General features: G+C 42.0%; 18 protein-coding genes. 9 read left to right on the top strand and 9 right to left on the bottom strand.

The annotated features are described in order from the left end of the window. Positions 1-36: 36 nt before the first annotated feature. The 7 genes from M1E86_RS11665 to M1E86_RS11635 all read right to left on the bottom strand — a co-directional run bounded on the left by M1E86_RS11665 (position 37) and on the right by M1E86_RS11635 (position 7,469). Positions 37-804 carry a hypothetical protein gene (locus M1E86_RS11665; protein WP_213912527.1) on the bottom strand — a complete coding sequence of 256 codons (768 nt, stop codon included), beginning with the start codon at positions 802-804 and terminating at the stop codon, positions 37-39. A gap of 251 nt (positions 805-1,055) precedes the next feature. Beyond that, positions 1,056-1,832: a hypothetical protein gene (locus M1E86_RS11660; RefSeq protein WP_213912528.1), complete on the bottom strand. Its 777-nt coding sequence runs from the start codon at positions 1,830-1,832 to the stop codon at positions 1,056-1,058. Next, entirely contained in the window at positions 1,813-3,750 is a 1,938-nt protein-coding gene (locus M1E86_RS11655) for a lipase family protein (RefSeq protein WP_213912529.1), read from the bottom strand. The genes M1E86_RS11660 and M1E86_RS11655 overlap by 20 nt, the downstream gene beginning before the upstream one ends. Continuing rightward, positions 3,734-4,594: a DUF4123 domain-containing protein gene (locus M1E86_RS11650; RefSeq protein ID WP_213912530.1), complete on the bottom strand. Its 861-nt coding sequence runs from the start codon at positions 4,592-4,594 to the stop codon at positions 3,734-3,736. Before M1E86_RS11650 ends, M1E86_RS11655 begins: the two co-directional genes overlap by 17 nt. Next, the gene (locus M1E86_RS11645) at positions 4,594-6,567 is read right to left on the bottom strand and encodes a type VI secretion system tip protein TssI/VgrG (protein WP_213912531.1); all 1,974 of its coding nucleotides are present in this window, start codon (positions 6,565-6,567) and stop codon (positions 4,594-4,596) included. The genes M1E86_RS11650 and M1E86_RS11645 overlap by 1 nt, the downstream gene beginning before the upstream one ends. Before the next feature lie 34 nt (positions 6,568-6,601). After that, positions 6,602-6,877 carry a PAAR domain-containing protein gene (locus M1E86_RS11640; protein WP_180312087.1) on the bottom strand — a complete coding sequence of 92 codons (276 nt, stop codon included), beginning with the start codon at positions 6,875-6,877 and terminating at the stop codon, positions 6,602-6,604. Between the two features lie 73 nt (positions 6,878-6,950). Beyond that, positions 6,951-7,469, bottom strand: a complete 519-nt coding sequence (locus tag M1E86_RS11635) for an Hcp family type VI secretion system effector (RefSeq protein WP_004246976.1) — start codon at positions 7,467-7,469, stop codon at positions 6,951-6,953. 736 nt (positions 7,470-8,205) lie between these two features. Here M1E86_RS11635 and M1E86_RS11630 point away from each other — a divergent pair. The 3 genes from M1E86_RS11630 (at position 8,206) to M1E86_RS11620 (ending at position 11,444) form a co-directional block, all read left to right on the top strand. Continuing rightward, positions 8,206-8,880, top strand: coding sequence for a sugar phosphatase (locus tag M1E86_RS11630; RefSeq protein WP_125891296.1), 675 nt, complete (start codon positions 8,206-8,208; stop codon positions 8,878-8,880). Positions 8,881-8,968: 88 nt separating this feature from the next. Beyond that, positions 8,969-10,798, top strand: a complete 1,830-nt coding sequence (locus M1E86_RS11625) for an SLC13 family permease (RefSeq protein WP_213912532.1) — start codon at positions 8,969-8,971, stop codon at positions 10,796-10,798. Positions 10,799-11,027: 229 nt separating this feature from the next. After that, positions 11,028-11,444 (top strand): hypothetical protein, encoded by a 417-nt coding sequence (locus M1E86_RS11620; protein ID WP_285315835.1) that lies wholly within the window; start codon positions 11,028-11,030, stop codon positions 11,442-11,444. Between the two features lie 48 nt (positions 11,445-11,492). Here the strand turns inward: M1E86_RS11620 and yfbR are convergent, their stop codons facing one another. Together yfbR and M1E86_RS11610 are read right to left on the bottom strand one after the other, a co-directional pair. After that, positions 11,493-12,074 carry a 5'-deoxynucleotidase gene (yfbR, locus tag M1E86_RS11615; RefSeq protein ID WP_125891293.1) on the bottom strand — a complete coding sequence of 194 codons (582 nt, stop codon included), beginning with the start codon at positions 12,072-12,074 and terminating at the stop codon, positions 11,493-11,495. 410 nt (positions 12,075-12,484) lie between these two features. Continuing rightward, entirely contained in the window at positions 12,485-13,699 is a 1,215-nt protein-coding gene (locus M1E86_RS11610) for a pyridoxal phosphate-dependent aminotransferase (protein WP_125891292.1), read from the bottom strand. 789 nt (positions 13,700-14,488) lie between these two features. Here M1E86_RS11610 and M1E86_RS11605 point away from each other — a divergent pair. From M1E86_RS11605 to nuoF, 6 genes are all read left to right on the top strand, one after another. After that, positions 14,489-15,412 carry a LysR family transcriptional regulator gene (locus M1E86_RS11605; RefSeq protein ID WP_125891291.1) on the top strand — a complete coding sequence of 308 codons (924 nt, stop codon included), beginning with the start codon at positions 14,489-14,491 and terminating at the stop codon, positions 15,410-15,412. Between the two features lie 1,113 nt (positions 15,413-16,525). Then, complete coding sequence (locus M1E86_RS11600) at positions 16,526-16,969, top strand: NADH-quinone oxidoreductase subunit A (protein WP_004259806.1); 444 nt, start codon at positions 16,526-16,528, stop codon at positions 16,967-16,969. Positions 16,970-16,987: 18 nt separating this feature from the next. Continuing rightward, positions 16,988-17,662, top strand: a complete 675-nt coding sequence (locus tag M1E86_RS11595) for a NuoB/complex I 20 kDa subunit family protein (protein WP_004912254.1) — start codon at positions 16,988-16,990, stop codon at positions 17,660-17,662. A 74-nt stretch (positions 17,663-17,736) separates the two neighbouring features. Further along, positions 17,737-19,539: an NADH-quinone oxidoreductase subunit C/D gene (gene nuoC, locus M1E86_RS11590; RefSeq protein WP_423811117.1), complete on the top strand. Its 1,803-nt coding sequence runs from the start codon at positions 17,737-17,739 to the stop codon at positions 19,537-19,539. 2 nt (positions 19,540-19,541) lie between these two features. Then, the gene (nuoE, locus tag M1E86_RS11585) at positions 19,542-20,090 is read left to right on the top strand and encodes an NADH-quinone oxidoreductase subunit NuoE (protein ID WP_125891290.1); all 549 of its coding nucleotides are present in this window, start codon (positions 19,542-19,544) and stop codon (positions 20,088-20,090) included. After that, on the top strand, positions 20,087-21,445 hold the full coding sequence (gene nuoF, locus M1E86_RS11580) for an NADH-quinone oxidoreductase subunit NuoF (protein WP_213912534.1): 1,359 nt from the start codon (positions 20,087-20,089) through the stop codon (positions 21,443-21,445). Before nuoE ends, nuoF begins: the two co-directional genes overlap by 4 nt. Positions 21,446-21,530 lie beyond the last annotated feature (85 nt).

Below are 21,530 nucleotides of genomic sequence, written 5' to 3'. Positions count from 1 at the left end.
TCTTCTTATGGGAACTTGAAAATGTACGTCCTATTTTTATTTAGACGGCATAGACTCTGATATCTTGAGCAGTTTTTTGTATTGAGGTCTAACTTCACCATAAACGATATCTCCATTCGGGTAAGTCATAAATGGTCTATTATTATTAAGCCTGCCTGTCCAAACTGAAAGGTATTGTTTTTTATAATTAACATTTATATTAACTCGCTTGGCATTGGTTATTTTATATGTTAAAGGATCATTTTTCCCTATGAGATAAAATGTCCCTTCATATCCATCTAAATAATTTTTTGTTAAAAGAGGGAAAAAAAGTAACGTTTCGTTAAAATCTCCTGATTTTTTTTCATAGCCACCATCAAATGTGGCTGGCGCGTTATTGTCTAATACAAAGCTAACTTTTTTACCTAAATTATCTGATATTAAAGGATCAATTTTTGACGGATCTTTAAGTGTGACTTCAAAAACAAAATTGCTGAGTTTCCAGTCACATTTTCCTCCACCAGACTGAGGGATATTCGCTTCCAGTTGATTCGAAGCATTCATCGTTAGGGGGTATTGCTTACGATAGTATCCCGGAACCGTGTAGACCTCCATATTGGAGGTTCGGTTTTCTTTGCGGCAGATTTCAGAGCGATAGCTCGCGGAAATGGGTAAGGCTTCTAGTTCGCTAGGCACAGTGGCGGTAAAATGAATATTTTCGCCATCTAATGAGGGTGAAAACGTACTGTTATTGGCTGCACAGCCGTGTAAAAAAAACAGGCCGAGCAGTATAACCAATACCGTTTTATTCGCTTTAAATTTCATGCGTTTTATCCTTATAGCGTTCAAGTGCCTGTTTCAATACATCATCTTTTTCTGTACTTTGTTTAACCTCATTCTTAAGGGCGTTTTCAAGCGCGATAAACGTCGTATTACGCTACGCGTTTAACGGATAAGCATCTTTATGATGAATTTCTGGCTTATCCTTACATAGTGGCTCTATCATGGCATATCCTATTCCCCTAATTAAAAGTGATATTTTAAATTTGGATCGATAGAAAATAGCGGTTAGTTTTTTATTTTTGTGTCATAGATTCTGATATCGCGATCAATTTTTTGTATTCAGGAAAAAGCCATCTGGTTTTTTCTTTTTCGCCATTTGAGTAAATAAAAGTTGCGATTTCATTATTATCTTTCTTTTTAATTCCGATCCGATGAGTTTTAAAGTCTGATTTATAATCAACATTAACATTGATATTCTTGGCATTTTTTACTTTATATGTCATGGTTTCATATTTGGCTATTAACCAAAATGACATCTCGTGACCACCAATAAAATCTTCTGTGATCAACGGGAATAACGTTAATGTATCATTAAAATCCCCTGATTTTTTTTCATAGCCACCATCAAATGTTGCTGGCGCGTTATTGTCTAATACAAAGGTTATTTCTTTACCTAAATTATCCGATATCAAGGGATTTATTTTAGTCGGATCTTTGAGTGTGACTTCAAAAACAAAATTGCTGAGTTTCCAGTCACATTTTCCACCTCCAGACTGAGGGATATTCGCTTCCACTTGATTCAAGGCATTCATCGTTAACGGATATTGCTCGCGATGATATCCCGGGACCGTGTAAACCTCCATATTGGAGGTTCGGTTTTCTTTGCGGCAGACTTCAGAACGATATACCGCATAAATTGGCGATGATACTAATTCTTGGGGGATAGTTGCTGTAAAGTGAATTCGTTCCCCATCGGTTGGAGGTAAAAATGACTGATTTTGCGCACACCCTTGTAGAGTAATGATACTGAGCAATGCCGCTAATCCAGTTCTATGACACAGGTAGTTCATGAGTTTCTTCCTTATAACGTTCTAGCGCATCTTTTAAACGGGAATTTTGGTTTATTTGCTGGGTAACACCCTTGGTAAGTTTACTTTCAAGGGAAATAAATGTGGTATTGCGTTCGGCATTTAATTTGTAAGCGTCTTGATGATGCGTGAGCGCTTCAAATCGTTGTTTTGATGCGACGTGTTTGGGGGTTTTCTCAGGAGAAACAGTAAAGAGTAACTGATTATTGATAATCGCTTGATATTGACTCCCCATAAAATGATCTAGCGGCATGGTGATAATCGTGTCTAGATTGGGGTTATTACGCTGAGGAAATGTATCATCTAATCGTTGTTTATCAATGCCTAACGATTGTACCAGTCCAGTTTGTTCTTTCTGTAATTTATTATTTAATACGTTCGCTATATTTGGCACGAGATAAAATTTATATTCGCCATTCATGCGCCAGCGTTTTTTCCCGACAGTCACGCCAGTGTGCGTGTATTGTATTTCTTCACCAATTTGTCGGGCTTTAAAGAGACTGACTGGATTACCTTGGTGAGAATACACTTCACCAAAATCCGGTAGACTTTTTTGTAATGGAACAGTGGGAAGGGTGGCGACCGTCCAGAGTACGCCTAATGTAGTCCCTAATCCACCGCCTATTTCGAAGAGCCAACTGTCCATATTGGTATCAAACGGTACGCTGGTGACGGTATCTGCATCATTAACGTGACGGTAATGATTAAGTGAACTTAGCGATTTAGCCCCGCTGATGGTGAACACTCGTGGCATCCCGTAGGTATAAAGCAGTGGGTTATTTTTTCTTAATTCTGTGGCGTGCAATAAAGCAAGGGCGCCGCCTAAGCTGTGACCACAGATGTATAAGTTTTTTTCCTTAGAAATGCTGCCTATTTGTTTTGTGTTTTCACTGAAATACCTTTCAACACATTGATAGGCTTCTAAAAAACCGCGATGAACGTTTGATTTTCCATCAGAGATTAATGTGGTTGGGCAAGGGATGGGTTGATACGTCGCATCGGTGAGCACGCTACGCAAACTGGCTGTACCGCGCCACGCCACTATGATTTGAGTCTCATTTTCCACAAAAAAGAGTTTTGTATCATGGTCGCCTTTTTCGTGATTTTTAGCCTGAGTAACATCTAAAAATATCGCTGGACGATAACGTTGGTTAAAGGGCACATCCGTCACAATAGCGGGGTAATCGTGACTGTCTTTAATCACGGGGGATTGGGATAAATCAAAGCATTGCTGATAGAAAAAAGACGTGATGGTATCCGGAGTGCGAATGTATTCTCGCATGTTTTGTACTTGTGTTGGGTCAACCATAGTCTCATTTTTATACACAAGCAATGACATCAATCCTAAGTTATAGGCATTCACCATGTCATAGTCTGGGGTGTGATTGAGAATTAGCGACCATGCTCTAAATGGACAGACTTCTATCATATGACGCTGATTAAAATCTTCTCCCATGAATTTCAACCCATTAAATTCGTCTTCTTTGGGAAAATGATAATACGGCAGCCCAAAACGAGCAGATTCCCATTTATCGATATCCGGGGCTTTATCGCATAATTCCCCGATAACCGCATACCGATAGGAATAGCCTTGTAATAGTGCATCCGGTTTGACGGTCGAGTGATCCTCCCCTCGAAGTGTTCTCAGTGGGCGCTTTTCCATTTCATCGGTGAGTTTTTGAGACTCAATGGTCAATGTTGCCACCGTACGGGGTAAGTCTTCTTGCCTCAAATACCCTTGCGCATCAGTAACACCTTTTCTAATGACACCGTTGCGGACTTTTAAAGTATACGCCATTTCTGCTAACGGTTGGTTAAATTCATCAACCAGCACGCATTCAATCCATGCCTTGCGCTTAGAACAATCTGCACAATAGGGATCATTATACTGATACGGCATTGGCACTCCTTGTCATGTCGGGTAAATAGCCATTTTCATCAAGGTAACGCAAAAATAAATCATCAAAGAGATACGCGGTGTCTAAGCGCTTTTGTTGACACTCGTCCATCCATTCACGGATAAGCCCTATTAGCCGTCCTTCGGGCTCATCTAACGGGTCAGCTAAGGTCGGATGGTTCTCCCAAAATTGGATATAAAAATTATCAATCACATTCAGATAGGCTTGTTCTGAATTTCGCCAGACCTTAATCAACGCTTCACTGAGAATATAATCAGCAGGGCTAATGAACGGCTCTGCATATGGAGGGCGTGAATAAATCACCTTCGTTTCACTCTCTTCAATAAAGCAGTTCTCAACGGGCATCATCAGTAATGCCCAGTCGCCTCGGCCTAATTTAGGTAATAAGGTGCGCGCAATGCGAGCATCAAAGAAGCGAAAAATGATTTTCTCCTCCCCCATCCAAGCGAACTGGTATTTTTGCCAGTGGGTGATTTGGGTACGCCAATCCAATTGACTTTGATACGCCCAGCCCCAACTGGGGTCGCTGAATGGCTCACTGTCTAACATTTTACCGAGGTGAAATAATTTTGACCGTTTTACTTTCACGAGCCAAGGACTCACCTCAGCCAAATGTGCCAATGCCGTTCCGTGGTAAATCGGGAAGGCTTCCTCAATCCAATCATGGGCATAGAACCGTTTAATCGGATTGGGGTCAGATAGGGTATTAATCAAAAAATACACATCATTTTGTGGGGTAGCCGTTAACCAGGATAACCAGGTTGAGCATGGGGTCGAAATTGATGTTTGTGTGAGCATCTGCTGTTGTATCAGAGTCTGTGGCATTACTCATCCTCACTCGGCTTCACGGTTAATCCCCCCGCTTGCTGCGCCGCCATCGCACAGTATTTTTTGACGGGGTACGGTGGCTGCTCAAACGGCGCGACGCCGTCTGGCAATTCCAAAGCAACTGGGGCGCCACTGCCTGCACTGCCACCACCGACCACCATATCGCTAGAAGTAAATATCGTGCCGGGGGTAATACGAATAAAACTGCCACCCACTTTCAATGTGATTTCCGTATTCGCTTCCAGAACGATTTTCCCGCCGCTGACTAAATGAGTTTGCTGGCTGCTTTCATGCACCGTTTTCCCGTCAACTTGTGTCTGCTGGTCACCTTCGATATGCAAAGAGGCATTGCCTGTAATATTTTCTTTTTGGCTGCCTTTAAGGACTAAGTGCTCATTGCCCGCAATTTCTGTAAAACGGTCATTATCAATACGATGTTTAGCGTCATGCTGAACATGCCAATGCGTATCGTGTTCAATGTGCACATTCATATCGCGCTGGGCATGGAAATAAATTTCCTCTTGGCCGGCTCTGTCTTCAAAACGTAATTCGTTAAAACCATCCCCTTTGTGGGTTTTCGTTTTAAACGTGGTACGGGTCATCTCATTGGGGAGATTTAACGGTGGCACATTGCGCCCATTATAAGTACATCCCGTGATAATCGGCCTATCAATATCCCCATTTAGATAGCTAACAAGCACCTCCTGACCGATTCTGGGTATCACCATAAACCCATATCCATCCCCATTCCAACCTTGTGCGACACGTACCCAGCAAGAGCTGCTTAAATCAGGTTCACGATATCGGTCCCAGTGAAAATAGATTTTCACAGCCCCGTCTTTGTTCGTGTAAATTTCTTCCCCATCCGGCCCAACCACCGTCGCCAATTCATCCCCATCAGCGGTGGGTTTATGAATAAACGGTGGGCGCCAATCTAGCTCACTCGGAATAAATGTCAGTTGATTGGATAAAGTCGTACCTTCGCCACCACTGTTATCTGCTAAAGGTTGGACTCCGTGATGAGAAACCGACACCACTTGCCAAGGGCGGTTCATATCAAGGCTAGGGTGGGATGACAACGAGAAAATTTTGCCCGGCATCAAAGCAAAGCAGTTAGTGGTCGCACTGCCAACACAACGGAATTGCTGACTCCCTTCATGACGAAGCGCCGTAAAGCGGTCTGCATCCTCTTGGGTTTGAAAACGTCCATAACTTTCGTAAAAGGGGTGCTGACCATGGATATCCCCTTTTAATTCATGTTCTAATGGGTAAGAGGGGCGCTCAGGATTGTAATCCTTATAGAGGGTTTTGCCAGATAGCAACGACTCGCGATAGCGCCAGTGATAGGCAGTATGGTCTTGGGTATCGGTATCGTACTGGGGGTTATACACCAAATCAATTCCCGACGTCATCCCTAAATGAGAATCGCTGTAAAACAGCCGTGGCTCTCGTCCTGTATCCTCAAACCAAAAACTAATCCCTTCCTCGGCGGCTAAACGACAAAAAAATTGGTAGTTGGATTCGCGTTTCTGCGTGATGTAATCGCGTTGCGGGTAAGGCGTTTTTGCGTAAAACTTGCAACTTGCTTTAATGTGCGATTCTGACAACAACTGTTGAAGCAAATCCGGCACGGTCATCCGACGAAAAATGCGACTATTTTGCCCTAATGACATGACCCAAATTTCAGGACGAATAATAAAATGATACCACGTTCGATTACCGTCCGTATTTTGTTGCTCTGCGCTGGCGAGTAACCCGCGTACAGTGCGTACTGGTTTACCATTGCGCGTCACAGTTAATGAACAAGCAAACCCCAACATGTCATCAAACGGAATGGAAGGAAGCGCGCTGACAGCGGTTAGCGATAAGGTGAACAACTCCGACAAGTGCTCTGTCAGTTGAAACTCAGTCACCGCAAACGTATCGGGTGGCACACCTTTAAATTGACAGGTAAAAACCAATCCATCCATACCGAAATACCTTTATAAATTCAACAGAAAAAACTCAACACACCAAGCGATTAGCCCCGTAGGGACAGCCACATTGCACAATCGAACCTTCAACAACAACACGACGTCCGTGTAATATCATGCTTTCCTCTCCCGTTACCAACGTCCCCTCTTTTTTACAGTGTGGGCAACGTGTGGCTTTATCACCAACCCGTAATACACGAGTGCCATCATTGGTAACCGTTGAGATACTGGCTAGGCAGGTTGCTCCTGTGGTCGTTTTGTCTTGATGTAACCCGACTTTTTTTCCTTGCACAGTAGTTCTTGCCATGCAAACCCTCCCACGTAAAATGCGCGAGCCACACAAGAGTCATCACTCACGCATTAGAACAGGCTATTGTCAATTACGCTTCGAGCGGCGCACGCCAGTCATCGGCACCGGATGTGCCTGCAACCGTATGTTCCCAATCGATTTTACGGTAAGACAGAGAGACTTCGATTAACTGCGTGAAATCCGCTTTCGCCGGGTCTTGGCAGTGTGGCATTTGGCAATCGATATTAACGATAGTCGCATCGGTCAGTGTGGTGGTGAAGAAATGCTCTTGCTTGCCTTCAACGGATGTGCGGTACCATTTCAGTTCCACTTTCGGCAACATTTCGCCAGACGCTAATGCGTTATACAGCAGCGGAACGGCTTTGTTTAACGCCACGGTGAAACGGAACGGCTTGTGCGCACGTTGGCCTGAAGGTTGACCGGATTGTGGGTCAGTCGGCACAGTCACAACGTGAGAAAACTCTTGCACTAACATTTGGTCTTCATGACCTTGTACATAGATGTTACCGACAGAATCCGCAGTAAATGCACCGGCAGTGATGTTGCCTTGGGTTTTTCCCTCAATGGAAATATAACATGGAGTTGGCATAGCGATATCCTTTATCCAGAATGACAAATTGGGTTAAGTCGACATAATTATCGATTAATTTTCGTCATCTCAGCCCGTGCGCACGGTAAGATTTGAGTTAAGGATGATAAAAGCAGATGAATAGCGTGTAAATACACGTACTACTTACGTATCTCTCTAGGATAAGTGACTTAGCGTAAACTGGTTGAAATATCGCTATATAATGCTAACAAAAACACCCTAAATAAGCAAAAACAGAATAATCATCGGACAAAAAACAGACTAAACCACGATAAGCCCAGTAAGTTCTAATGTACATAGAAATAAACTATGTTACTAAATATTACAGCCGATAGATATTGATGTAATGTATTGATTTAAAACGATTAAAATGAAAATCGTCAACTGATTTCACGATCAATGAAATTATCGGTCTAATTTGATAGTGTATTTAACTAGGTACTGCGTAATTACTAGTGATTAATATCGAAAAGTACTTTAGCAAACTGTAAATTTGCATTTTTTAGGAATGGTATAGACGCTTCACAATGATTTCGTAAGAAAGCAAATACAACAGAAATCGCCATGTTGTTCAAAAAAGCAAGGATCAACAGCTTCTAGCGCATTCAAATCTAAGTCTTCGGCTCAATTCTTAATTATTTATTATATTGAGGTTGCGTATATGTGCCTATTTAGCGTTAACTAATGGGTCAGAATCGATTCAATTATTATGTGAATAGCAAATAAAGGGGTAGACGTGAAATTAAAGGCAAAAGGGTTTCTATTTGATTTGGATGGCACATTGGCGGATTCGCTGGCAGTAGTTGAGCGTTGCTGGTGTAAATTTGGTGAGCGTATTGGTAAAAGTGCGGACGAAGTTATTAGCTATATTCATGGTAAACCAGCAATGACCAGTTTGCGCCATTTTTTACCCGAGGCGAGTGATGAAGAAATTATGGGTTATTTTCGCTGGTTAGAAAAAATGGAAAGCGAAGATGTGGAGGGCGTGGTTGCCCTGCCTGGCGCGATTGCCTTGCTATCACGTTTAAATGAAATCGGGGCTCCGTGGGCCATTGTTACCTCTGGTACAGTGCCAATTGCACATGGTCGTCAGCAAGCGGCAGGCCTACCAGAACCTAAGCACTGGGTGACATTTGAGAAAGTCACAAATGGGAAGCCTGATCCCGAGCCGTTTTTACTTGGGGCTCAAGCACTTTCTCTTCCTGCAAAATCCTGCATTGCCTTTGAAGATGCGCAGGCAGGCATCCATTCTGCATTAACGGCAGGTTGCCAAGTGGTCGCAGTTCATGCGCCAGAAGGCATGCCACGTCGTGATGAAATCCAAGTAATTGTGAGTTCATTAGCACAAATTTCCGTTACGGGGCCTGACAATAATGGTGATTATGAACTTTTCGTGTCTAATTTGACTTAATGGTGATTTAATCAAAGAAATTCTCCGTAAAACATGCTTAACTGAATAAAATACTTAGCAATGTTTTTTTTCGTCGAAAGGGGATATTTTGAACGGAGAATTGCTGTGGGTCTTGACCCTCCTATTAATTGCGATAGTTTTATTTACCACAAATAAGATCCGTATGGATGTGGTAGCGTTACTTGTCATTGTCGCGTTTGTATTGAGCGATACTTTAACGCTAGAACAAGCTACCGCCGGTTTTGCTGACCCTAACGTCTTGCTAATTGCCGCATTATTTGTCATCGGTGATGGCCTTGTTCGCACAGGGATAGCCTATCAAATGGGAGACTGGCTTGTTCGCGTTGCAGGAAGCAGCGAAAGCAAAATGTTAGTTTTCTTAATGCTTACCGTCGCTGGGCTAGGGGCTTTTATGAGCTCTACGGGGGTGGTGGCTATTTTTATCCCCGTCGTTTTAAGTGTCGCATCACGCATGAAAACATCCCCTAGCCGGTTAATGATGCCATTAGGCTTTGCCGGGTTAATCAGTGGGATGATGACATTGGTAGCAACGCCACCTAATATGGTGGTGAACAGTGAATTGGTACGAGAAGGGATCAAAGGCTTTCAATTTTTCTCTATTACCCCGATTGGTATTTTAGTTTTATTTGCGGGTATCGCCTACATGTGGCTGACAAGGCGCTGGCTAGGCAGTAATGAAACTGATAAACAACCAGTTAAATATCAGCGTACTTTCCGTGATTTAATTCGAGATTACAAGCTGACGGGCAGAGCTCGCCGTCTTGCTATCCGCAAAGGTTCCCCACTTATTGGCCATACTCTTGATGAGCTGCATCTTCGTTCTCGTTACGAAGCTAACGTGGTAGGGATAGAGCGTTGGCGTAAATTCCGTCGTGTGATGGTCAGCGCTACAGGGGGAACGGAGTTACGCGAGCGAGATGTCTTATTAATTGATATTTCTGTGAGTGATGACGACTTACGTCAGTTTTGTAGCGAACAACTCCTTGAACCCATGATTTTGCGAGGTGATTATTTTTCAGAGCAATCACGAGACGTAGGTATGGCTGAAGTCTCGATGAACCCAGATTCCGAACTATTGGGTAAATCGTTAAAGGATATTAAATTTCGTACTCGCTATGGTTTGAACGTTGTTGGTATTCGCCGTGATGGTAAAGCATTGGATGGAAAGTTAGTTGATGAACCGCTTAGGCTGGGGGATATTTTATTAGTCATTGGTGACTGGAAATTAATTCGGATTTTATCAACAAAGCCGCGTAACTTTATTGTCCTGAATCTCGCTGCTGAAGTCGAGGCTGTTGCACCTGCCGCCTCTCAAGCTCCTCATGCTTTATTTTGTTTGGCGCTCATGGTCGCGATGATGGTGACCAATGAAATTCCTAATTTTATTGCTGCGCTGATTGCCTGTTTGCTTATGGGAAAATTTCGCTGTATCGACATGGAAAGCGCGTATAAATCCATTCACTGGCCGAGTATTATATTGATTGTTGGGATGATGCCTTTTGCGCTCGCATTGCAAGAAACGGGCGGGATAGCACTTGCGGTTGATGCATTAATGAAGATAGCTGGGGGGTTAGGGCCGCATGTTATGTTGCTGTGTTTATTTATTCTTTGCGCCACGATTGGTTTGTTTATTTCCAACACTGCAACAGCGGTATTGATGGCGCCAATTGCAATTGCCGCAGCACGTCAAATGGAGGTTTCACCGCTGCCATTTGCCATGGTTGTTGGTATTGCGGCATCAGCTGCTTTTATGACGCCAGTGTCTTCCCCCGTGAATACCTTAGTTCTTGGTCCTGGTGGTTATAAGTTTTCTGATTTTCTGAAAATTGGAGTGCCTTTTACCATTATTGTGATGTTCATTAGTATTGCAGTCATTCCCATTTTATTTCCTTTCTAAATTTAAAATACGATATAAACATCGGCTCTATAACTGAGTTATTTAATCAGTTATAGAGTGCGTTATAAAATATTAATTTATTACTCCAATTAAGATTGGAAAAAAAACTTCTTTTGATAGCATCAAGTTATTCTTAATGAATTTTTTTATTCAATAGGAATAAATGGCTAATATTTTTTACAGTTGACTAAAACTGACTCTGTGAAATATAAAAAAGAGGTTATTTAAAATGCAACAAGATAAACATACGGATTTATATAGATTTAAATTGGGTATTTGTGATTTTGAAAATTATTGGGGAGAGCGATTAGTATCAGTTGAAATTATTCATTTCTTATCAGGTATATTGAATAGAAAAGAACAATATAGTGTTTCAAAGACTATCGTGGACATTGCTGATAAAACAAAAGTTTATCATGCGTTATCATTTCCACATCTTAATGGAATAGCAGAAAATTATGATTATTGGCGGGTGAAAATAACGACAGAAAGTGGCAAAACCTATAAAAGCCAAAATCGGTTCTATTGTTCATTATCTGAAAGTGATAATAACAAAGTTATATTAGGTGTTAATGGCGAAGCAAAAACACTTTACGTGGCATTCCCATCATCATCAGGCTGTAGTACACCATTAGTATTGGTCTAATGAATGTATGTAGGAATAGAAGTGTATTCCTACATGTTATAATAGTTACTAATTGCTAATTTCATCTAATGAAAGTGTAAAGCTAGGCACAAAGACTTTCATAAAGTATTCCATTTCTGGGCTATTTCTTTCCGCTAACATTTTTTCTAGGCGCCTTTTGGCTAACTTAAATTCACTGTTGCCTGCGGATAGCTCTTCCAAACATTTTAAGTAGGCACACAGCGTATCCGCTTGCTTAACAATAAAATGCTCTTCTTCTGATTGTATGTCTTCTATCAGCAGCGCTTTAAAATCCTCTTGTAACTCCTCTGGGAGCATATCTAATAGCTTTTGCTGAGCGAATTTCTCTATTTTTTTGTATTCATGGGCAATTTGCTGATTATGATATTTAATCGGTGTTGGTAGGTCACCGGTAATCACTTCGCTAGCATCATGGTACATCGCATACAATGCGATTTTTTCGGCATTGACATTCCCTGAGAATTTACGGTTTTTAATGATTGCGAGCGCATGGGCCACCATGGCTACTTGAAGGCTATGTTCAGAGACATTCTCGATTCGGACATTGCGCATTAACGGCCAGCGGTGGATTAACTTCATTCTAGCTAGGTGGGCGAAAAAGTAGCTCATAAGTCCTCTTTTATGGTGTCTGCAAACAACAAAAATTATAACGGAAATAATGTGACTGTGATATAAATTTATTGTTTTTTAATAAGTTACTATTCAAAGATTATATTTTAATATTTATCAATCAAACCAAGACCATCTTAATAATAACATCTAATTTAGATTGTAAGTTAACTGATATTTTAATTGTGTTGAATTATATAATCAAAAAAATATAATGAATGTTCAATCCAGAAATAAAGAGGCAGTATGAAATATTTTCCATTTATATTATTGGGTTTTTTCCTGGTGGCAATTTATTTTATTTCCATTCTTTAATCATCAGAATAATACAGTCTATTAATGATGGCTAGATTTAGAATATTAAAAGCCTCCAGAATAGGAGGCTTTTATTTTATATATTGACGCTAATTTTATTGGCGATAACCTTCAAGGAAACGGCCAAATTTGCTAATCGCCATTTCAAGGTCGTCCGCATAAGGTAATGTGACAATTCTAAAATGGTCGGGTTCAGGCCAATTAAATGCGGTCCCCTGAACTAATAGCACTTTTTCTTGCAATAACAGGTCTAAAATCATTTTCTGGTCGTCATAGATATTAAATCGTTTAATATCTATTTTCGGGAACATATAGAGAGCACCTTGCGGTTTGACGCATGAAACGCCCGGTATTTGGTTGATCAATTCCCATGCACGATTACGTTGCTCGTATAAACGCCCACCCGGCTGAATGAATTCGCTAATGCTTTGATAGCCGCCAAGTGCAGTTTGAATAGCATGCTGCATTGGAACGTTAGCACACAGGCGCATCGAGGCCAGCATTTCTAAACCTTCAATATAGCTTTTAGCATGTTTTTTCGGGCCGTTTAATACCATCCAACCTTGGCGGAAGCCAGCGACGCGATACGTTTTAGATAACCCATTGAATGTGATGGTTAATAAATCAGGGGCGAGGGCAGCAATCGAGTGATGTACGGCATCATCATAAAGAATTTTATCATAAATTTCATCAGCATAGATGATAAGGTTGTGCTGACGAGCCAATTCGACAATTTCCATTAATAGATCTTTACTGTAGACCGCACCAGTAGGGTTATTTGGGTTGATAACTACAATACCACGCGTTCTTGGGGTGATCTTTTTACGAATATCTTCAATATCAGGCATCCAACCTTGCTGCTCATCACACATATAATGAACGGCTTTCCCACCAGAAAGGGAAACTGCAGCAGTCCATAGTGGATAATCAGGGGCAGGCACTAACATTTCATCGCCATTATTAAGCAGTGCTTGCATTGCTTGGACGATAAGTTCAGATACACCATTACCAATGTAAACATCTTCTACCGTCATTTCGTGAATACCACGAGCTTGGTAGTGCTGGACGATAGCTTTACGTGCAGAATAGAGCCCTTTGGAATCACAATAGCCTTGAGAGCTTGGCAGATTACGTAAGACATCGACTAGGATTTCATCCGGGGCTTCAAAACCAAACGGGGCCGGGTTACCAATATTGAGTTTGAGGACTTTGTTGCCTTCTTCTTCTAGGCGCTTAGCTTCTTTTAATACGGGCCCACGAATGTCATAGCAAACATTATCGAGCTTACTGGATTTAGTTAGATTATTCATAGTTATCTCATTCCCCTAAGGGTTATATTGGTCGAACCGACTTTATTCCTTTACTGTACTCTTCCCTCAGAAGCTTTTGAAGATGCAAGGTTATTTTTGGTGTAAAAGGTTGGTTTACGCGTAAATGTAATGTTTGGTATCTTATTATATCGCTTAAGTAGGCTATTAGTTCTTAAAATATGCGTTTAGTTGAACTATAATTTTAATATTCTTTGATGTTTTGGAGTATAAAAAGAAAAAAAAGCATAAAAATGCTGAAGAAGGAAAAATTGTATCAAAATGTAATATTAAGCATTGAATGGTTAAATCAGACATGGTTTTTTTGCTGTAATGGCCTTTTTTTATAATAATTAGTGTGTTTTTGTTAGTAATATTGATTGTTTCGAGGTGTTTTTTTTAACGAAAAGTGCTGCTTAAAATTTTAACTATTTGATATTTATATCTATTATAAAATAGTGAAACGAATTTTATAATGTGCTTACATTAAAATAATTGCGATTACATTAAATATGTTACTATTTAGGCGAATCTTATAAAGCACGTTTAGCTTGTTTTTAGTAAAACCTCGCCTTTTTATTAAGATTATTTGATTTTTGGAAGTATGCTATTTGTACACATGGCTTATTATCAATGAATAACGAGCAGGGTGCAAAAAAGTAAAATAATGAGAAGTTATTGCAGATCTATGGATTAGAAATGCACTTGCTTAGTAGTCGCTATAAACTCGCTGATTCTCATGGAGGAGAGCAGAAACACCAGGTAACATAAAATTATATAAGAGAATGAACGATGATAAATTCCAATCGTCCCATCATGAACCTAGATCTTGATTTGCTACGTACTTTCGTTGCTGTCGCTGATCTTAACACATTCGCAGCTGCGGCTGCAGCTGTTTGTCGAACACAATCTGCTGTGAGCCAGCAAATGCAACGCTTAGAGCAATTAGTTGGCCGTGAGCTTTTTGCTCGTCATGGGCGAAATAAGTTGCTCACTGCACATGGATTACAATTACTGGGTTACGCAAGGCAAATACTGCGTGCCAATGATGATGCAACAGCATCATTAACTTATAATGACGCAGATGGTGAATTGCGTATTGGTGCATCTGATGACACCGTCGATATCTTATTACCTTTCCTGCTTAATCGTATCGCGTCTGTTTACCCAAGAATTGCGGTTGAGGTGCGTATTAAACGGGCTCAGTTTATTGAGTCAATGCTCGATAACCATGAGATAGACCTTGCTTTAACAACGGCAAGAATTAGCCATCATCCCAAAACGGCTTTAAGAACAGTGCCTGTTTTGTGGCATAGTGCACCAGATTTTCAATTACGTCCTAATGAGCCTGTCCCATTAGTGGTTATGGACGAAACTAACCCATATCGTAAACTTTGTACAAGTGCACTTGATGACGCAGGTTTGTCATGGCATGTGGCGTATGAAGCCGCTTCTTTACCTGCTGTTCGCGCAGCGGTAAATGCAGAAGTTGGGGTAACAGCAAGGCCTATGGAAATGCAAAATGCGGATTTACGCATCTTGAATGAAACTGATGGGTTGCCACGTTTACCTGATATTCAGTATTGGTTGTATAAGAATGCAGATGAGCAAAAAGATTTTGTTCTTACGGTATTCGATGCGATTGAAAACAAAAAAATCCCTTATGTTGCAACCCCAGTAAGTGAATTGGTGGATATCAACGAAGAAGGTAATTAACTTAATCGATTCAACTTATTACATTAAGCATAATATTTAATCGATTTAGTGTACTGACGGCAATTCCAATTATTTTGGGATTGCCGTTTTTTTATATTCTTTTTGTCCGTTTATTTCTGAATCACTTGTTTGTGATCAATGTGTTATTGCCCGTGTTCAAATAAAATCAATGTGTTAATCACAGTCTAAATAAGCTGCTACTGAGATTGAGATGGCTTTCATTGGATGAATGACTCCCTCACGAGTAGGTTAAGCGGTTTGATGCAGATGAACGTGGCTCGCTGCCGATGACTGAAACGATTATCTCATACAGTGAAACAAAATTTTCAATATTGGGAAATCGCATCGAGAAATTTGTGCTTGCGGGTGTTTAAATAATCCTCAGTGATATTTTTAATAGGTTATCAAATTCAAATTTATCAATTTTTTATCGATATTTGGTCATAAAAAAAACAATTAACCACTTAATAAGTATGGTTAAATAAGAAAGACCATGAAATAATTGTGATGTAGCTGGCATAACCTGAATTTCATTGTTTAGTTAATGATTTGTTATGTTGTTAACAATGTTTTTTTATTGAATAGATAAAATAGCACTGGAATGTCAGGTAGTTACTTGAAGTCATGCGTTAAAAAGAGTTAAGAAGACTTAAAGTTAAATTGAATGCTATGTAAACAATTTGAGTACTTTTTCAATAAAAGTGTGCGTTAGATCAAATAAAAAGCGCAATTTTTCATCTGTTAAGACAGGTTTTTCCTGAGATAATGGTGTAGTAAAAACGAATAATCAGTTAAACTAGTTTGCGTGTTTACTTGAGTATCATTACACTGACACGTTTTAGCAGATTATGGGTACTTTTTGTTGTTCCGTTGTTTTTGTAGTGTGAAGTTTTTGTAATAAATACGGGTTATTTTACTTAATTTAAGTAAGGTAAATTGTAATGAGAGAGGACAAACCAAACGCAGTCAACAGACTGATTTAAGTTTGGTGATATTTTAGTTTGTGATCAATTTTGGTCTTTCTTCTCGATTAACTGGGCAATTGTGGTGCAATACTGCCGTGATGTAAAAAAGAGCAGTTAACACACCATAAGTAATGAGTAAGCAACGAGTATGTCTACATCAATCCTAGCGTTAGCCCATAACTGGGCGTTTGCGATATTCCTTATCGGCACTATCGGTCTTTGTGCTTTCATGTTGGTCGCGGGTCACTTTTTAGGTAGCCGCGCCAAAGCCAGAACAAAACACGTTCCTTATGAGTCAGGTATCGACTCGGTCGGTAGTGCACGTCTCCGCATGTCCGCTAAGTTTTACTTAGTCGCCATGTTTTTCGTTATCTTCGATGTTGAAGCCATGTTCTTATTTGCATGGTCAGTTGCCATCCGCGAAGCCGGTTGGGTAGGTTTCATCGAAGCCGCGATCTTTATTTTGGTATTGTTGGCGGGACTGTTTTATCTCGTCCGCGTTGGGGCATTGGATTGGACTCCAGTCCGTTCCCGCGGAAAAGTAAAGCATCCTAGTGAAGTTATTAAAATCAGCAATCGTCATCCGCAGTAAAAAGCGAGGCATTATACAATGGATTATACGCTCACCCGCATAGATCCGAACGGTGAGAACGACCGTTACCCACTGCAAACCCAGGAAATCGTAACAGATCCACTGGAGCAGCAAGTTGAAAACAGTGTTTACATGGGGAAACTTTCTCATGCACTTCACGATGTGGTTAACTGGGGGCGCAAAAACTCTCTCTGGCCATATAACTTTGGTCTTTCATGTTGCTATGTAGAAATGGTGACTTCGTTCACGGCTGTTCATGACGTCGCCCGCTTTGGTGCAGAAGTACTGCGTGCTTCACCTCGTCAAGCCGATTTCATGGTAGTAGCAGGTACTTGTTTCACAAAAATGGCACCTGTTATTCAACGTCTGTATGACCAAATGCTTGAACCAAAATGGGTTATTTCCATGGGTTCATGTGCCAACTCTGGTGGCATGTATGACATTTATTCTGTTGTACAAGGCGTCGATAAATTTATTCCTGTGGATGTATATATCCCAGGTTGCCCACCACGCCCAGAAGCCTATATGCAGGCTCTGCTTCTATTGCAAGAATCTATCGGTAAAGAGCGTCGTCCGCTGTCTTGGGTCGTTGGAGACCAAGGGGTTTACCGTGCCAATATGCAATCAGAAAGAGAAAGAAAGCATGGTGAGCGTATTGCAGTGACAAACCTGCGTACACCAGACGAAATTTAAGGCTTAAAGCCATACAGCGTAACAGAGCAATGTTGTTGCGAAATAATAAACCTGATCAAGCGTTATGGTGAAGAATGATGACAGATCAGATAGCGCAAGCGAGTAGTAACCAGCCAGGATGGCAGACACAGGATCACTTAAACGACCCTGTGCTTCTGGAACTGCGCAATCAATTTGGGCCGGATGCCTTTTCTGTTCAAGCAACTCGCACTGGTATGCCAGTGGTTTGGGTTCGCCGTGAGCAGTTGCTGGAAGTGATTGATTTTCTAAAGAAATTACCGAAACCGTATGTCATGTTATTTGACTTGCATGGGGTAGATGAACGTCAACGAATTCACCGTCAAGGTCTGCCAGAAGCAGATTTTAGTGTTTTCTATCACATCATCTCCATCGATCGTAACCGCGATATCATGTTAAAAGTCGCTCTTAATGAGAAAGACTTAAACGTGCCTTCTATTGTTTTACTGTTCCCGAATGCGAATTGGCATGAGCGTGAAGTGTGGGACATGTTCGGTATAACGTTCCAAGGTCACCCGAATCTACGCCGCCTTTTAATGTCACCAAACTGGGAAGGTCATCCACTGCGTAAGGATTACCCTGCGCGTGCGACTGAGTTCGACCCTTTTGTGCTGACTAAGCAGAAACAAGATCTGGAAATGGAAGCCTTGACTTTCAAACCAGAAGAGTGGGGCATGGCACGCGGAAATGAAAACGAAGATTTCATGTTCCTGAACTTGGGGCCAAACCACCCATCCTCTCACGGTGCGTTCCGTATCGTACTGCAATTGGATGGCGAAGAAATTATCGACTGCGTACCGGATATCGGCTACCACCACCGTGGTGCTGAAAAAATGGGTGAACGCCAGTCGTGGCACAGCTACATTCCTTACACTGACCGTATCGAGTACCTCGGTGGTTGTGTGAATGAAATGCCATATGTGTTAGCCGTTGAAAAATTGGCAGGCATTGAAGTGCCAGATCGCGTCAAAACGATCCGTGTCATGCTGTCTGAGTTATTCCGTATCAACAGCCACTTACTGTACATCAGTACGTATATCCAAGACGTTGGTGCGATGACCCCCGTCTTCTTTGCGTTTACTGACCGTCAAAAAGTCTACAACGTGATTGAAGCGATTACTGGTTTCCGTATGCACCCTGCATGGTTCCGTATCGGTGGTGTCGCTCACGACTTACCGCGTGGTTGGGAAAAACTGCTGCGTGAATTATTAGACTGGCTGCCAAAACGTTTAGAGTCTTATGTCACTTCCGCACTGAAAAACTCCATCTTAAAAGGTCGTTCTATTGGGACAGCAATGTACTCAAAAGAAGAGGCGTTGGCATGGGGTGTAACAGGGGCTGGATTACGTGCGACAGGCGTTGATTTTGACGTGCGTAAATGGCGTCCATATTCAGGCTATGAAAACTTTGAATTTGATATCCCTATCGCTCATAACGGTGACTGTTATGACCGTGTGATGATCAAAGTTGAAGAGATGCGCCAGAGTATTCGTATTCTTGAACAATGTTACAAGAATATGCCAGAAGGCCCATTCAAAGCTGACCATCCACTGACAACTCCGCCACCAAAAGAGCGTACGTTGCAGCATATCGAAACCCTGATCAACCACTTCTTGCAAGTGTCTTGGGGGCCTGTGATGCCAGCAAATGAGTCATTCCAGATGGTTGAAGCGACGAAAGGTATCAACAGCTACTACTTAACCAGTGATGGCAGCACAATGAGCTACCGTACGCGTATTCGTACGCCGAGCTATGCTCACTTGCAGCAAATTCCTGCGGTTATCAGAGGTAGTTTAGTTTCAGACTTAATCGTCTATCTGGGTAGTATCGATTTTGTAATGTCGGATGTGGATCGCTAACCATGCATAATGAACATAACGAAAATGAGAAGCACAACGAGCTCAATGTCGTGAATGTGTTTGAACCGCAAGTCAATCATGGCTTTGTCTTAACCGAGAAAGAGCGCGAAGAGATTGAAGGTGAGAAACACCATTACGAAGATGCACGTGCTGCCTCAATTGAAGCACTGAAAATTGTGCAAAAAAACCGCGGTTGGGTTGAAGATGGTGCGATCCATGCTATCGCTGACGTCTTAGGTATCCCAGCCAGTGATGTTGAAGGGGTGGCGACATTCTATAGCCAAATCTTCCGCCAACCAGTGGGTCGCCACATTATTCGCTATTGCGACAGTGTTGTTTGCCATATTACAGGTTATCAGGGCTTAGAAGCTGAAATCATTAAACAGCTTAATATTCGCCCGGGTCAAACAACAGATGATGGCCGCTTTACGTTGCTGCCAACCTGTTGCTTGGGTAACTGTGACAAGGGTCCAACGATGATGATCGATGATGACACTCACAGCTACGTGCAGCCTGAGAATATTCAAAAATTACTGGAGCAGTATCCATGACAAATTCTGTTAATCCAGTGATCCGTACTGCCGAAACTCATCCTCTAACATGGCGTTTGCGTGATGACAATCAGCCTGTTTGGTTAGATGAGTACCGCAGTAAAAACGGATACAAAGGTCTTGAGCGTGCGCTCAAAAGTATGGCACCGGATGAAGTTGTGAACCTTGTGAAGGACGCTGGCCTGAAAGGGCGTGGCGGTGCAGGCTTCTCAACGGGTCTGAAATGGAGCCTGATGCCAAAAGACGAGAACATGAAACTGCGTTACTTTTTATGTAATGCGGATGAAATGGAACCGGGTACTTATAAAGACCGCCTATTGATGGAACAACTCCCTCACTTGTTAGTTGAAGGGATGGTTACAGGTGCTTATGCACTTAAAGCCTACCGTGGTTATATCTTCTTACGGGGTGAATACGTTGAGGCGGCGCAGCATTTACGTCGCGCTATCGAAGAAGCCAAAGCGGCAGGTCTATTAGGCAAAAATATCCTCGGTTCGGGTTTCGATTTTGAACTGTTTGTTCACACCGGCGCTGGGCGTTATATCTGTGGTGAAGAAACTGCATTGATTAACTCCTTAGAAGGTCGCCGTGCTAACCCGCGTTCTAAGCCACCATTCCCTGCCACATCAGGTGCTTGGGGAAAACCAACTTGCGTAAATAACGTTGAAACCATCTGTAACGTGCCAGCCATTTTAGAGCACGGAGACCAATGGTATATCGATTTAAGCGCAGGTAAGAGTAAAGATGCGGGTACTAAACTGATGGGCTTCTCTGGCCGAGTGAAAAACCCAGGTCTGTGGGAATTGCCATTTGGCACCACGGCACGTGAAGTGCTGGAAGATTACGCAGGTGGTATGCGTGATGGCCTGAAATTAAAAGCATGGCAGCCGGGTGGCGCAGGGACAGACTTCCTGACCAACGACCACCTCGACTTACCGATGGATTTCGAAAATATTGCCAAAGCAGGAAGCCGTCTTGGGACTGCATTGGCGATGGCGGTTGATCATGAGATCAACATGGTTTCTTTAGTGCGTAACTTAGAAACCTTCTTTGCCCGTGAATCCTGTGGTTGGTGTACGCCGTGCCGTGATGGTTTGCCATGGAGTGTGAAAATTTTACAAGCGCTGGAAAAAGGAGAAGGGCAGCCGGGGGATATTGAAACCCTAGAGCAGCTGTGCCGTTTCTTAGGACCGGGTAAAACTTTCTGCGCTCACGCACCGGGTGCGGTCGAACCGCTACAAAGTGCCATCAAATATTTCCGTGATGAATTCGAAGCGGGTATCTCGCAAAAAGATCTGCGTAACATCGTGCAGATTGCAGGTATCCAACCCAACTTGCTTAAGCAGCGCTGGTAATTATTTAGCGATTGAGCAACCGCTAAAGAGATTTTTCACGAAGAACGTATTTTTGATTAACGCCTGCTTTATGCGGGCCTTTGGG

Source organism: Providencia sp. PROV200, from assembly GCF_049901995.1.
GTDB classification, from domain to species: Bacteria; Pseudomonadota; Gammaproteobacteria; order Enterobacterales; family Enterobacteriaceae; genus Providencia; species Providencia rettgeri_E.
The sequence above is the reverse complement of the archived record's forward strand: the minus strand, read 5'-3'. Positions and strand labels throughout refer to the sequence as shown.

Coding starts and splice junctions, on each gene's coding strand:
- M1E86_RS11655 (WP_213912529.1), bottom strand. CDS start 3,750: ATGCCGTATCAGTATAATGATCCCTATTGTGCAGATTGTTCTAAGCGC.
- M1E86_RS11650 (WP_213912530.1), bottom strand. CDS start 4,594: ATGCCACAGACTCTGATACAACAGCAGATGCTCACACAAACATCAATT.
- yfbR (WP_125891293.1), bottom strand. CDS start 12,074: ATGAGCTACTTTTTCGCCCACCTAGCTAGAATGAAGTTAATCCACCGC.
- M1E86_RS11620 (WP_285315835.1), top strand. CDS start 11,028: ATGCAACAAGATAAACATACGGATTTATATAGATTTAAATTGGGTATT.
- M1E86_RS11640 (WP_180312087.1), bottom strand. CDS start 6,877: ATGGCAAGAACTACTGTGCAAGGAAAAAAAGTCGGGTTACATCAAGAC.
- M1E86_RS11610 (WP_125891292.1), bottom strand. CDS start 13,699: ATGAATAATCTAACTAAATCCAGTAAGCTCGATAATGTTTGCTATGAC.
- M1E86_RS11605 (WP_125891291.1), top strand. CDS start 14,489: ATGATAAATTCCAATCGTCCCATCATGAACCTAGATCTTGATTTGCTA.
- M1E86_RS11600 (WP_004259806.1), top strand. CDS start 16,526: ATGTCTACATCAATCCTAGCGTTAGCCCATAACTGGGCGTTTGCGATA.
- nuoC (WP_423811117.1), top strand. CDS start 17,737: ATGATGACAGATCAGATAGCGCAAGCGAGTAGTAACCAGCCAGGATGG.
- M1E86_RS11645 (WP_213912531.1), bottom strand. CDS start 6,567: ATGGATGGATTGGTTTTTACCTGTCAATTTAAAGGTGTGCCACCCGAT.
- M1E86_RS11665 (WP_213912527.1), bottom strand. CDS start 804: ATGAAATTTAAAGCGAATAAAACGGTATTGGTTATACTGCTCGGCCTG.
- nuoF (WP_213912534.1), top strand. CDS start 20,087: ATGACAAATTCTGTTAATCCAGTGATCCGTACTGCCGAAACTCATCCT.
- M1E86_RS11595 (WP_004912254.1), top strand. CDS start 16,988: ATGGATTATACGCTCACCCGCATAGATCCGAACGGTGAGAACGACCGT.
- M1E86_RS11635 (WP_004246976.1), bottom strand. CDS start 7,469: ATGCCAACTCCATGTTATATTTCCATTGAGGGAAAAACCCAAGGCAAC.
- nuoE (WP_125891290.1), top strand. CDS start 19,542: ATGCATAATGAACATAACGAAAATGAGAAGCACAACGAGCTCAATGTC.
- M1E86_RS11660 (WP_213912528.1), bottom strand. CDS start 1,832: ATGAACTACCTGTGTCATAGAACTGGATTAGCGGCATTGCTCAGTATC.